This is a genomic window from Ureibacillus xyleni, assembly GCF_900217795.1.
In the GTDB taxonomy this organism is placed as follows: domain Bacteria; phylum Bacillota; class Bacilli; order Bacillales_A; family Planococcaceae; genus Ureibacillus; species Ureibacillus xyleni.
Genome location: NZ_OBMQ01000018.1, coordinates 1 through 13,857, shown reverse-complemented (window position 1 = coordinate 13,857; position 13,857 = coordinate 1). Strand labels below are relative to the sequence as shown.

The following is a 13,857-nucleotide window of genomic DNA, read 5'->3' as shown; positions in this document are numbered from 1 at the left end:
ACAAAGTAAGACAGTTTTACAAAACTACTACGAGGTGATTGTTAATGGGAAAAGATTTAAGCCAATTCATCAGAAATGAGGCGTTTTTAAACAAGGTTGTTTCAGCAGAGGAAGCAGCTTCTTGGATTGAAGACGGAATGAACCTTGGAATGAGTGGATTTACACTATTTGGTGAGCCAAAAGAATTTCCACTTGCCCTTTCTAAGCGTGGAGAGAAAGAAAACTTCAAAGTCAACTTATATACTGGTGCTTCATTAGGGCCAACTGCTGACCAATCAATGGCTGAGGCGGGTATTATTAATTTACGTGTTCCTTACCAAGGCAACGCTACAATGCGTGGGAAAATTAATGCTGGTGAAATGTATTATATCGATCAACACTTATCACATGTAGCTGAAGAGGTTCGTAAAGGAACATTAGGAAAAATCGATTATGCGATTATTGAAGCAGCTGCAATTACAGAGGATGGTTGCATTATTCCAACAGGTTCAGTAGGTAACTCGCCTATTTTTGTGGAAAAAGCTGAAAACGTTATCATTGAGCTAAATACAACTGCTCCAAGTGCATATGAAGGCCTACACGATATTTATGTTTTACCTGAACAAGGGGATCGTCGAGAAATTCCATTGTACAAAACTGGAGATCGTATCGGTGAAATTGGGATTAAAGTCGATCCTGCCAAAGTAAAAGGGATTGTGTTATCTGAACAGCCAGACATTCCTTCACCATTATTTGAGCCAAATGAAGAAACACAACAAATTGCGAATAATTTATTAGATTTCTTCGCGAAAGAAGTAGAGGCTGGCAAATTACCTTCATCCTTAGCTCCTTTACAATCCGGTGTAGGTTCAGTTGCAAATGCCGTATTAAATGGTATGAAGACATCTCAATTTAAAGATATTGAAGTTTACTCTGAAGTATTGCAAGATGGTGTGTTTGATTTAATTGATGCAGGTGTCGTGAAGTTTGCGTCAGCTACTGCGTTCTCACTATCGAAAAAGCGTGTAGATTCATTAGCAGACGACTTAGAAAAATATAAAGATAAAATTGTATTTAGACCACAAGAAATTTCGAACCATCCAGAACTGATTCGTCGCTTAGGTATTATTTCATTTAACACGGCGCTGGAAGTAGATATTTATGGTAACGTAAACTCTACACATGTAAGTGGTACAAAAGTGATGAATGGTATCGGTGGTTCTGGCGACTTTGCACGTAACGCCCGTATTACTATTTTCGTAACGCCGTCTTTAGCGAAAAATGGCGCCATTTCAGCGATTGTTCCATTCGTATCACATATTGACCATACAGAGCATGATGTGGATGTGATCGTAACAGAGCAAGGATATGCGGATCTTCGTGGACTTCCACCAGTGAAGAGAGCAGAAAAGCTAATCGAAATCGCACATCCAACATACCGACCACAATTACGTGCTTACTTTGAAGAAGCAAAAGAAAAAGTCGGCGGTCAAACACCACATATTCTTGAAAAGGCGTTTTCTTTCCACACTAGCTTAAAAGAAAAAGGGACAATGTTATTTCAAGAAAATGAAGTAACAAATTAATTTTTGATACGATAAAAGGGTTACATTTTTAGTGTGTAGCCCTTTTTATTATAGTTTAATAGGGGGATTTAGAAATGGATGTACGATACCCAATTGGCCAACTAGAAGTACCTGAAACGGTAACACGTGAGACCATACAAGAATGGCTAAAGCAAATCGAAACGTACACAACTCGATTACGCGAAACGGTCAGCGCCTTAACCGAAGAAGAATTCACGAGAACGTATCGGGAAGGCAGCTGGAACGTCCGTCAACTCGTTCACCACATTGCTGATTCGCAGTTAAATATGTATCAACGTTTGAAGCTCGCTTTAACGGATGACAATCCAACCGTCCCAGCGTTTAACGAAGAAAAATGGGCTGTTCAACCTGATACGAACCTTCCAGTAGAAACGTCCATTAAAATGCTAGATGGGATCAATGAACGCATTGTATCTTTAGGACATACGTTAACGGACGAGCAATTAGAGCGATTCTTCACGCACGAAACAAACGGGAAAATTACCGTGGCAAAAAAGATCGCCAAACTAGCTTGGCACGAAGAACATCACTTAGCTCATATCAAAATCGCTTTGGCACAATAATGTCCAAACCGGCTTATCGAACCTTGATAAGCCGGTTTTCACTTTATTTTATCATCTCGATTAAACTTTCTAATTGATTTATTTCATAAGTAGGTGTTAGAGATGTTTCATTTTCCTTGCGCTTTGGATTAAACCAACAAGTATCAATCCCGTAGTTCATCCCACCTTGAATATCCGAAGTCAACGAGTCCCCCACCATTAATACGTTTGATTTATCGTATATCTGTAACTTATCAAAGGCATAATCAAAAATACCGGTTTGTGGCTTTTGAAATCCAGTAGATTCAGAGATAATCAAATGTTCAAAAGCTCCATTAAACGGGGAATTGCGAATTCTAGCTGTTTGTACAGCCGTATAACCATTCGTAATCACGGCGAGGCGTTTATGCGAAAGGGCGCGAATGACGTTTTTGGCTCCTTGAACGAGGTGTGATTGTTCGCCCAGAAAGTTCAAATACTCTTGATTGAATACGACTGCATCTAGTTCAAGGTCGTGTGCTAAAAATAATCTCCTAAATCTTTCAGAACCAAGCTCTAGAATGCTCAGTTTGCCGTTTTCTAAATCTCTCCACAATTGTTTATTAATTTCTTCGTAACTCTTTTTGTACAGCTCTAAGTTACTTACAAGCTGATATTTTTCAAAAACCTGATGAAAAGCTAATGGCTCTGATTTAGTAAAGTCAAAAAGCGTGTCATCTATATCAAAAAATATAATTTCATAATTCTTCAAGTTCCTCACTACTTTCTACTGCTTTATGATTCAATAAATTGGAATATATGGAATATAACTGTTACAATTTCACCTATTAATCTATAAAATGGTGGAGTGTCATGAATTTATTTAAAGAATAGGAGATGTCTGATGAAGAAATTCCTTAAAGTTCTTCTAATTAGCTTGATTTCTATCGTACTAATCGCCATTATACTACTATTATTACTAGGGCGAGACAGTCATAAAGACCTTAAAGGGACAATGCCTGAACAATTAGATCAATATCTTAAAAACCAAGGATTCCAAGGAGTAGTATTAATCTTAAAAGATAATAAGGAAATATTCAAAAAAGGCTACGGGATGGCTGGATCGAATATTCAAAATACCCCAAGTACTCCATACCAAATTGCGTCTTTATCGAAAACATTTACTGCAATTGCCATTCTGCAGTTAGTTGAGAAGAAATTGTTGTCCATTGATGAGCCAATCGATACATTTTTCCCTGAATACCCGAATGCAGAACAAATTACGGTAGGTCACCTACTTAGTCATAGTTCAGGAATTCCAGATTACCTGAATCCAGAGTTTAATTTTGACTATAGTAAAGAATGGAAACCTGAAGACATTATAAACGTTACAAAAGATGCCAAGTTGCAGTTTACCCCAGGAGAAAGCTTTCAATATAGCAATACGGGTTATGTGATGTTAGGAATGATTATCGAAAACGTTAGCGGATTACCCTATGCCGAATATATTGAAGAGCACATCTTTAAACCAAGTGGAATGGAAAATTCAACGTTCTCTTTAGAAGATGGAAATCTTGCAGCCATTGGACATGTGGAGGGTGTAGAGGGACCAACCATGAATAACACAGCTGCATTTGCTGCGGGGGATATAATCTCTACTGTTGAGGATCTCGCTCGTTTTGATCAAGCAATCCGAAACCATGTGATTATTTCAGCTGAATCAGATGATTTGATGGGTACTACTCAGGTCAAAAAGTTTCCCTATCAATATGGTTACGGGTGGTATACACAGAACGTCATGGGGCATGATGCGGTAGGACACTCTGGTGGATACCCTAGTGGTTTCCGCCACTATATTGCTCGTTTACTCGATGAAGGAATTACCGTTATCGTATTAAGCAACGAAATGACCACGAATTCAAAGAAAATCAACCGTAACCTAACGTCAATTATGTTACAAGAGCCCATTTGGATTTGGGAAGAACTATTATAATACTAAACTCGCTTAAACCACCTAAAATGTCGATAATATCACGTTTAGGTGGTTTAAACATTTAACCCTTCATCAAGACCATACGCGAGTTATATTAATTTAAAGCCCATCTGCATAATCAAAAAGAACATGATCGTCATTAATAATCCTTTGGCCATTTTCATCGGCACTTTAGGCAAAACAAGTAAGCCTAGTTGTGAGCCTAAAATAGAACCAAAAGCCATCCCTAACGCATATGACCATTGAATGAATCCACTTTGATAAAAAATGATAAAGGCGCCTGAGCAACTGCCAAAAATTAATACCCGTGTTAGTTGAACGGCTTTTAAATACGTTTCCTGTTTTTTCATGTAATACAAAATGCCAAATGTAGATGAGCCGGGACCAAATCCTCCGTCATACGCTGCGATTGAAAAAAGAACAAAAGACGTCCTTCTTCCATGAATCGACTTTTGAGGATCCCCTTGAGTCTTCTCAATCCATCCCTTATTTTTTACCGACACCACAAAGGCGAAAAATAGAAGTAGCATGGCAATCACATTCATGGTCTTTTCCGAAAGATGTGTTGTCACTAACGCTCCTGCAACCCCTCCTAAAATGGCGATTACTACGTTTTGACTTATTGTTTTTAAACTAAGCTGCTTCTGATGTAGTAGATAAAATACACTCGAAAATGCAGCCACCCCGGAGGAAAATTTATTGGTCGCAATACTTGTTTGGATCGGAATGCCCGTTAACATCATCGCCGGAAGTGTAATCAATCCTCCGCCACCAGCTAATGTGCCAATAAAGGATGAAATGATTCCGATGAAAACGATGATGATTAGGTGAACGTTTAAAGCGACAACACTCATCGAAAGTAGGCCTATACTTAGTACCACCGAAATGATGATGATTATTTTTTCTTTCATCCTGTTCTTCCTTTCGTACATTGATGATGAAAGAATATATTATAATCATTAATAAAACTAATATATCTTTTTAGCAAATTCATAAATCTATTTTATGAAAGGAACCTGATGATGAATCTTCATGCCTTGCGTATTTTTATCAAAGTAGCTGAACTAAATAGTGTCACAAAAGCAGCAGATGCCCTATCAATTAGCCAGCCTGCCGTAACCATTCAAATTCGAAATTTAGAAAAAGAAACCGGATTAAAACTAATCGAAACAGCGGGAAGAGGAATAAAGCTGACAAAAGAGGGAGAGTTTTTAGTTGAACGTGCCGAAAGTTTATTTGATATGGAAAAGGACATTGAAACGAAACTTCTTCAAATAAAAAATGGGGAATTACAAGAACTTCGAATCGCCTCTACCTATTTTCCAGCCAATTTTTTATTACCTGTGTGGCTCGCAAAGTTCAAAACGGATTTCCCTTTCGTTCATGTGAACCTTTATAGTGGCAATTCCAACCAAGTAGTAGAACACTTACTTCACTACAAATCCGATATTGCTTTTATTGTGAAAGAACAGTGGGATCATCCGGATTTACAGATTAAGCATTTAATGGATATCGACTTTTGGTTTATTGTTCCACAAGGCCATAAATACGATGGGCAAGAAGTTCCGTTAAGTGATTTAATGATGGAACCCTTTTTATTTCGGGAAAAAGGGAGCTCAACAAGGGACATCCTATTTTCCCTTTGTAAAATTCATAGTGTCCTTCCCCCGAAAATTGGCTTGCAGTTTCATGGACTAAATGAATCCATTCGTTCTGTCGTTGCAGGATATGGCACGATGCTCGCTCCGGCACTTGCCGTTAAAGACTACCTAGAACGGGGAGAAATCGGGCGAGTGATGGTAAAAGGAATTGAGATCAAACGCCCTGTTTATATGTGCACACGGAAAAATGAAAAGGATTTTACCAGAAATTTAACTAGTTTTCTTCACTATGTAAAAAAAACATGACCTCGAAAAGATATGCCACTTTCGAGGTCACCTTCTTTTAGGAATCTCTAAAAAAATAATCAGACCGTTTTCCCGGTGTCTCAACACTCTTGTAAAGGAGAGGGAGGCAATATAAAGAGGTGCCCAGAAGTTTTTTTCTAAGACACCCTTTATGAACGTGTTATTTTAAAAAGGACTCTGTTGTTTTCACCGTTGCATACATTCCATTTAATGCAGCCATGAATGCATAATGAACGTGCTCAGCAGGAATGACCTTATCTTCAATTTGCAATGTGGTTGTTGCACAAGCATCTTCCATCACTTGACATATATAGCCGTGTTCTGCTGCTGAACGAACGGTTGCATCAATACACATATGCGACATCATACCGCAAATGATCAATTCTTTCACGCCTTGTTCTTGTAATTGATCATGTAAATCTGTATTGAAAAAGCTATTGGGGTAATGTTTGACAATCACTTTCTCACCTTCTAATGGGCGTACGTACTCATGAATTTCGACACCTTCTGTATTTGGATGAAAAAATGGAATATTTTCACCTGTTGCAATATGCTGTACATGAAAAATTGGTTTTCCTGTCTGTCTGAAGTGTGCTAACAATTTTGCTGCATTCTGTGCCGCTTTCTCGGGATTCGTTAACCTCATCTTCCCATTTGGAAAATAATCATTTTGAATATCAACTAATAATAAAGCTGTTGCCACTTTCCTCACCTCTTGAAATTTAATAACATAAGTGTAAAGAAAGTTCTCTTAAATTTCGATGGTCTCATGAAACACTTTCCGCCAAAACAATTTCACAGTGAAAGGAATTACTATGCAAATTGATTCAATTGATTTTCAAATTCTCCAATTATTAAATAAAAACGCTCGCATCCAATGGAAAGAAATCGGTGAAAAGATCCATATGACAGGACAAGCTGTAGGCAATCGCATCAAAAAAATGGAGGATCAAGGCATCATTCAAGCTTATTCCATTGTGATTGACGAATTAAAGTTAGGACTTCCTTATACAGCCTTTGTCATTTTCTTTATGAATGCAGATAAGCATGATCGTTTATTAAAGTTTATTGATTCACGTAATGAAGTTTACGAAGCTCACCGTGTTTCAGGAAATGCATGCTATCTCCTAAAGATAAAAGTTCATTCACAAGAAATCTTAAATGAATTTTTAAATGATTTATTGCAGTATGGAAACTACCAGCTTTACTTATCGATTAAGGAAGTGAAAAAGAGTTTTAATATGTCATTGAGTTAAAGTTATATAATTATTATATAACTTTCATATGATAATTGATGTCGAAGCATAATCAATTAAGTACATTAAAAACTAGAGTTTTTCTTGTTTTTAATGTACTTTTTTAACGTTGATAATTCTGATTAGATTTTTTGCACTAATTGCGTCCGGTTTACCTAACTATTTTTAAACACAAATTCTTTTACTACTCCAATTAAAACATAATTTCTCTTTAGTTATTCTCCTTCTTCATACACCATTCAAATAACTATACCTGATATAAGTGTTATAACGCCTGTAACATCACTCTATCCAAATATATCACCGCCTGGCAGGGGCCGAGATGTTCCCCAGGGGGGGGGCTGGGCTAAAGCCCTTCAGCCCCTCTTAACAGTAATATTTATTTAAATTAAAATAATTATTTATTCATAACATATACCAAGCATATCGTCAGACTACAGCACGATATACTGTTCAAACCTATGCTGTGCTGTATGTTTATAAGATTCTTAGAGATGATATAACTGTTATAACACCCATAGCCAGAACAGCTCCCTCAATCTAGAAAACTACGTAACTAGAAATATGTAAGGCAGAGTGGAGTATTTAATTAGCCTATGTCCCTTTCGATAAGTTCGTGGGTGGTTGATGGCGGGCTGACGTTTAATTTGTGTAAGTACTCGAGTAATAACTCGTAACCTGCGATGGGTTCTAATTCGTTGATCCATTCGTTTACAACTTCTTGTAAGCCTAGACGGTATAGGCCTCTATTTTGGGCAAATTCTTTTGCCTTTTTTAGGGCGTACTGAATAAACAGGCTGATGGTTGTCCAACCCGTTTTGGCGTTGCGGCCTTTGCCTTTTGTTGTTTTTAAGAGTCTTGTTGATCTTTTTAATACGACGTTTAGTGTGCTTTGGGGAATGCCGATTGCTTCGCAAAGCTCTTTTTGGGAACGCCAAAGAAACATTTCGGAAGCTGATTTTTCAGCCGAAATGTACTGGATGATGTCTTTTTCCCATTCTTCATAATGACTGCGAACGCGATCTTTGCGTTCTTTTTTGAATTTGTACCAAACCCCTTTGTAGCCTAAGCGCACTGGAATGGATGACCCACCAGGTACATATTGCGCTAATAATTCCTCGATGTATTGTTTGCTTGCCCCATTGTATTTTCCTGAGTAAGCAGAGTCTAAGATTGTTTCGATTTCTGTCATGGATAGCGGGAAGCGTAAGTTTGTATTGTATTCGTCAAGGAAGTTGAACGTACGCTCTTTCTCCCACCCTTCTGAAAAGCATATTAAAGCAAGGGTAAACATGGCGTTATTTCGCCCAAGTTGACCCTTTTCGCCTTTGATATCTACTGCGTGAATAAGCTTTGTAAACCATTCGGATTGTACGACAGAAGTTTTTGTGAGTTTCGTAGGCACCACAAATAAAGGTCGCTCTAAGTCGTCATCTTGACGACGGGACCACTCAATGAATTGTGCCATTGTATATGTTTGATCTAGTTGATGCCAAACGATGTTGTCTTGCTTTGGAAGACGGAAGAAACCAAAGTCGTTACAGAAGATATCTGCATCGACCGATTGTAAGCTACGTTTTAAGTTATCGGCAATGCGTTTTGCCACGGTTAACCCACGATAGTTTTGTTTGTTTGAAATAAATAAAGGCTCTGAAAGTACGAAATACACTTGATAGCCACGGTCGGATTCCACGATGAATGTAGGCGTACCAATGCTTTCATCCATGCATGTTAAAAGGATGTCTTGGACGCTGTGGCGTTTTGTATCGATATCAACAACGAATGTATTGATTTGAAGCAGGTTCTTTTCTTCAAAACCACGGATTTTCGTGCGTTTGTCGTCTGTGTAGCCGAATTCACGATAAACGTTTGGTGTGAAGTGAGAAAGCCCCGCTGCGTCCTCTAGAAGCGTTTCTTTTGATGTGATGATGTAGCCCTTCACACCGTTCGAAGTGAAGTCGGCTTTTGAGCGCACGACAAAGACAGCTCCTTTTTTATGGCGCTGATCCGCCTTTTCAGCCTCTACACGTGCTGGGAGAGTCGCTTTGGAGTGTTTCGCTTTATATGTAGTTAATCCTTCATGAAGGATTATATTGTATATATCTAGTAATTGATTAGTAGACACAAAAATAGCCACTGGTATCACCTCTACAATTCTTTTGGTGAATGTCAGTCGCTTAAAAAGTAGATATTTTGAATAATAAAAGCATCCATATTTTAATTTTCAGCATAAAATATTGAAAATTAAAATTTGAATTGTTATAATCTATTCATTCAATATCATATATGATATATATAGCCATTTGTGTTGCAAGCACTATGGTTATAAATAGCTGACATTCACTTGTTTATTCATTCACTTGATTATTCATTTGATTGTTAAGCAAACTTCTTTAAGTCATTCCAGTCCGGCCAAAGACTAGGGGAATGGCTTTTTTATATTCCTTAAAACGAAGCTATTATAATAAAATCCTGAAAAATTCTTAGCCTTACTCATTAAGGTATTTTAGAGAGTTTGTTATCTTCTAAATTAGTAGATTCAAACTTTAGCGCCATTGCCTAATTAAACCAATTCCTACAAATAAGTATAATACATGGACAATTTTGAAATCACTCTCTTCTAGAGGAAAATGCACCACTTTGAAAGGGCCACTCCGCCTTACAGCCACAAGACTTTGAAAATTTTTTAAAAAATTTTTTCTATATGGGTTGGGAAAATTAAATGCACCATTTTTTATAAAATGCACCACTCAATCGGGCTTTAAAATTCCCAACAAACCCTTGGTATATCTGGGTTTGTTTTAATTCTATAAAAAAAGTTACTACACGGGTTGGGACGGATTATTTGCTACCTTGGTGCATTTTTTGTACACGGGTTGGGACAATGCACTAAAATGCACCACTTTAAAATGCACCACTTTTCATGAAAACCTTTTAAAATAAGGGATTTTTACTACACGGGTTGGGATAATCTACACTATTTGATACATTTCGACACCTGTTTGTACACGGGTTGGTCCTGTTCATATTTGTACATGCGTTGGTCTAGTCGTGTAAATGCACCACGTATTATCCAAACTACTAAAACGAAATTCATCATTTGCTAGTTAAATTTCGTATCTCTATTTATACACGGGTTCGTCTTAGTAAAATTAAAAAGCAACATCTCTCATATTCAGAGCGCAAAATGCACCATTTAATAAAATAGTGGTGCATTTTTTGTTATAATAGATAAAAAACCATCGCAAGGTGATGCATTATATGGATTATAAAAAAATATCTGACACCATATTGCTAGATTACAAGACTTTAAAAATTTCATTGTACGAAGAGTGTAAGCCTTTGTTCAAAAACTACCCGACACTCCTTGACCTATGGGAACGTGATGCCTATACGACGTCGAATCTAGAAGCAGAACGTCAAGCACCAGATCATCTATTAAGTGACAGTTTCACAGCACTCTACAAGCTGTTTACAGAATCACTATTTCATAACTACAAATTGACCAAACGCCTGATAAAATTTGCCGTTGAAAATTATCGAGATACCATTATTGAAAGTCAAATGGAGCATATAGAATCGCTTATCATTTCAAGTGATGAAGGAAATCACCTGAAGATTCTTGAGGCAACAGACCGAGAATTTATCTATACAAATACTGGAACTGAATATCATTTAATGCGAGATATCGTGACAAAGAAGACGGATTTTAGTGAAAAAGGGACAGGTTATCTTGGTGCAGATTTAATCGATAATCAAGGGTTATTACACGGATTTGCCGAATTACGACCAGTTCCGTTAATTCCATCAGAAGAAACTAATGAACAAGCGTATTGGCTAGATTTAGTCGAAAACACGCTCAGTTCATTAGATGAATTAACCGCTGATATTTTTGATTTAATTTCTTATCTATGGATGTCTTCGGAAAAAGACGATGAAGGATTCATTGAGTTTCATAGTGATGATGCCCTCATGCTTCGTTATTTTGATAAATCGATTGCCCCTAAAGAAATCAAGTTTAAAGAACGTGAACGGTTTAATATCATGCGCCGAGTAGCTGCACTTACAAGCGTTTGGGTTGCATTAACGGAAGGGTCAGAACGAGTAAAACTAATTAATACGAAAGATTTTGAGAAAGATAAGCTATACAACTTTCAAGACTTTAAACGGATGTTTGAAGTAGGGAGTGTTCGTATTGCATTTGATAAAAAAACCAACCAACCTAAAGGAATCTATTCGCTTCAAATAAAGCCGTCTTCACTACTTCAACCATATCTTGATGGAACGAGGTCTTCATTAGGTGTGTTAGATTTAAAAGTATTTCAATACAACCACTTTAAACAACGGGAACATAAGCGACTAACTCGATATCTTAGTAGGCAATTTAAAATACGTTCCATTCGAAATACTCTGCAACAACCCTTTAAAATTTCTACCCTATTAAAAGAGATGAATTTTGCGAGTCGTTTAAATGGGATCCAAATACGTGATCGATTTGAGGAAGTTTTGGATGATTTAATGCGCGATGATGTCATTGAGAGATGGTACTACAATGAAGATATTGATGAATCGAGAGTAGGTACACGTGGGTGGGTGAAAAATTACTGGGGGAATATTACGGTTACGATTATGCCACCTTCAGAAGTCATTGATGAAAACAAACGTTTACGAATCGGAAAATCTTTACCAAGACCTATACCATCGATGACGAATCATAAAATGGACGAACCAATTGTACAAGATGCTGATTTTATTGATATTAAAGAGGTACCTGTTTCTGCTGGGAATTCCAAACAAGAGACCTTTGTATTTGACATTCCTGTTGAAACAACAATCGAATTGTCTCCTGAAATCATGAAACAACGAATTGATTATTTAGGATATTCCGTTCGAAAAGCTGCTGATGAAATCGGAATATCCCATAGTACCTTATCTCGTTACATAAACAAACAAACGAAACGTCAAAACAAGGACAACGATCATAAAATGACACACTGGTTGATGATGAAAAGTTAAAAGATGTGGTGCATTTTACTCTCATTTTGTACACGGGTTGGTCCAGTTAGAAACAAAATGCACCATCTCCTGATGAAACAAAGTCTAATATGCACCACTTCATAAATTTTTGGTTTGGGAAACTATATAATTCTTATATAACTTTAATATGAAATTTAGTTGTATTTATATCGCTACAAAATTGTAAAAGAAACGCTTGTATATTAATGGACATGCGTTTCTTTTTATAATACAGCTTCTACGATTTCGATCATTGTTTTATTTTCTAGTACCGCAACTGATTTTAATCTTCTAACCGAGTAAATCCTATGTACTGATTAATCCACAAAGTAATTTATACATCACTTACTTAGGAATTAGCAAAATGATAGAGGAACTATTCGTCGTTCCTATGGATTAAAAGCAACGAATAGGTTAAGAAGTTAATTATCTTATTCGTAGAGTAAATTATTCTCATGTTATAATAAGACAAACAATTATACATGAACGGAGGGATGAGATGCGTTGGCAAGAAGTACAAAAACGCTTTCCAAATGAATGGGTTGTTTTAGAAGTTATAGTGGCGCACTCAGACGACGGGTATAGGTATATTGATGAAGTAGTAGTTGTAGATAAATTTGAAAATTCTTTAGATGCAATGGAACGCTATGAAAAGTTACGAAAAGGTCAACCGCAACGTGAATATTGTTTTTTCCATACTTCACGGCAAGAATTAGTTGCTCGTGAAAGATATATGGGGATTCGAGGTCCAAGATGAAAATTAATATTAAGTATGGGCTACCTTTCATAGAACTTGAAGTAACGTTTCGTGGAAATAAGCTATTGTTAGAGAACGTGTTATTAGACACAGGATCTGCAGGAACGGTTTTTAATGCAAACATAGTCGAAAAAATAGGTGTTGTGCCCGAAGAAAATGACACAGTCGATACGATTAGAGGGGTCGGCGGTGTGGAGTATGTCTACGTAAAAAAATTCGAAGCAATACAATTTGGAGAAAGTAGGCAAGAAAATTTTGAGGTTGAAATTGGTAATATGGATTATGGAATGGAGATTGCTGGTATACTAGGATTTGACTTTATCAGTGCAGCAAAGCTTGTTATTGATATGGAAAATATGATGGTCTATTCAGCAAAGTAACGCTCAATGGGTGATTAAAATGTATCTCCTTCCTATCTGACTATTGGTACTAACAGAAGCTTTTTGAACTTGGATTAGGAATAGGAATTCTCCCATACTCAGATGTGAAAAGTGAAATTTTAAGTGGGGAATTTGAAGAGATTAGGATAGATGAGATTGAGTTACCACCAAGACCAATATATATGGCTACTTATCATGACCATAGAAAATCGGATATTATAAAAAAGTTTGGCCAATTGATGGTTGAAAATTTAAATAAAGAACAGTTCCATACAAGAGTCACCTAATTGGTAACCCATCCATATTAGGGTGAAGTGAAAAACAATAAAATTATATAACTTATAAACTCAAACTTCGCACATAAATAATTAGGTTCAATAGTTGATGCTATTTGGTTCTTCTCGATTTCAATAAGAACCTTGACATACTTTTTTTAGATAC

Annotated in this window: 12 protein-coding genes and 1 pseudogene; 9 read left to right on the top strand and 4 right to left on the bottom strand. The window is 36.8% G+C overall.

The features are described 5' to 3' along the window. The first annotated feature begins 44 nt into the window (after window positions 1-44). Both CRO00_RS18330 and CRO00_RS18325 read left to right on the top strand, forming a co-directional pair. Window positions 45-1,565, top strand: a complete 1,521-nt coding sequence (locus CRO00_RS18330; RefSeq protein WP_097075125.1) for a succinate CoA transferase — start codon at window positions 45-47, stop codon at window positions 1,563-1,565. A 74-nt stretch (window positions 1,566-1,639) separates the two neighbouring features. Further along, window positions 1,640-2,149 carry a YfiT family bacillithiol transferase gene (locus CRO00_RS18325; RefSeq protein ID WP_097075124.1) on the top strand — a complete coding sequence of 170 codons (510 nt, stop codon included), beginning with the start codon at window positions 1,640-1,642 and terminating at the stop codon, window positions 2,147-2,149. A gap of 43 nt (window positions 2,150-2,192) precedes the next feature. Here CRO00_RS18325 and CRO00_RS18320 read toward each other — a convergent pair whose 3' ends face one another. Next, window positions 2,193-2,879 (bottom strand): YjjG family noncanonical pyrimidine nucleotidase, encoded by a 687-nt coding sequence (locus CRO00_RS18320; protein WP_097075123.1) that lies wholly within the window; start codon window positions 2,877-2,879, stop codon window positions 2,193-2,195. Between the two features lie 132 nt (window positions 2,880-3,011). Between CRO00_RS18320 and CRO00_RS18315 the strand changes: the two genes are divergently transcribed. After that, window positions 3,012-4,100 (top strand): serine hydrolase domain-containing protein, encoded by a 1,089-nt coding sequence (locus CRO00_RS18315; protein WP_097075122.1) that lies wholly within the window; start codon window positions 3,012-3,014, stop codon window positions 4,098-4,100. A gap of 89 nt (window positions 4,101-4,189) precedes the next feature. Here CRO00_RS18315 and CRO00_RS18310 read toward each other — a convergent pair whose 3' ends face one another. Further along, on the bottom strand, window positions 4,190-4,954 hold the full coding sequence (locus tag CRO00_RS18310) for a sulfite exporter TauE/SafE family protein (protein ID WP_419865891.1): 765 nt from the start codon (window positions 4,952-4,954) through the stop codon (window positions 4,190-4,192). 168 nt (window positions 4,955-5,122) lie between these two features. On the opposite strand from CRO00_RS18310, the gene CRO00_RS18305 reads away from it, so the two are divergent. Beyond that, entirely contained in the window at window positions 5,123-6,007 is an 885-nt protein-coding gene (locus CRO00_RS18305) for a LysR family transcriptional regulator (RefSeq protein ID WP_097075120.1), read from the top strand. Between the two features lie 160 nt (window positions 6,008-6,167). Here CRO00_RS18305 and CRO00_RS18300 read toward each other — a convergent pair whose 3' ends face one another. After that, a complete protein-coding gene (locus CRO00_RS18300; protein WP_097075119.1) occupies window positions 6,168-6,710 on the bottom strand; it encodes a cysteine hydrolase family protein in 543 nt (180 codons plus the stop codon). A 112-nt stretch (window positions 6,711-6,822) separates the two neighbouring features. Between CRO00_RS18300 and CRO00_RS18295 the strand changes: the two genes are divergently transcribed. Beyond that, entirely contained in the window at window positions 6,823-7,263 is a 441-nt protein-coding gene (locus CRO00_RS18295; protein ID WP_097075118.1) for an Lrp/AsnC family transcriptional regulator, read from the top strand. A 589-nt stretch (window positions 7,264-7,852) separates the two neighbouring features. Here CRO00_RS18295 and CRO00_RS18290 read toward each other — a convergent pair. Next, the gene (locus tag CRO00_RS18290) at window positions 7,853-9,400 is read right to left on the bottom strand and encodes a primase C-terminal domain-containing protein (RefSeq protein WP_237658476.1); all 1,548 of its coding nucleotides are present in this window, start codon (window positions 9,398-9,400) and stop codon (window positions 7,853-7,855) included. Window positions 9,401-10,524: 1,124 nt separating this feature from the next. Between CRO00_RS18290 and CRO00_RS18285 the strand changes: the two genes are divergently transcribed. From CRO00_RS18285 to CRO00_RS18270, 4 genes and pseudogenes are all read left to right on the top strand, one after another. Continuing rightward, on the top strand, window positions 10,525-12,279 hold the full coding sequence (locus tag CRO00_RS18285; RefSeq protein WP_097075117.1) for an RNA-binding protein: 1,755 nt from the start codon (window positions 10,525-10,527) through the stop codon (window positions 12,277-12,279). A 499-nt stretch (window positions 12,280-12,778) separates the two neighbouring features. Then, the gene (locus CRO00_RS18280; protein ID WP_097075116.1) at window positions 12,779-13,036 is read left to right on the top strand and encodes a hypothetical protein; all 258 of its coding nucleotides are present in this window, start codon (window positions 12,779-12,781) and stop codon (window positions 13,034-13,036) included. Next, complete coding sequence (locus CRO00_RS18275) at window positions 13,033-13,416, top strand: retropepsin-like aspartic protease (protein ID WP_097075115.1); 384 nt, start codon at window positions 13,033-13,035, stop codon at window positions 13,414-13,416. Before CRO00_RS18280 ends, CRO00_RS18275 begins: the two co-directional genes overlap by 4 nt. A 77-nt stretch (window positions 13,417-13,493) precedes the next feature. Then, window positions 13,494-13,703: pseudogene (locus tag CRO00_RS18270) on the top strand (hypothetical protein); the annotation flags it as partial. Window positions 13,704-13,857: the final 154 nt, after the last annotated feature.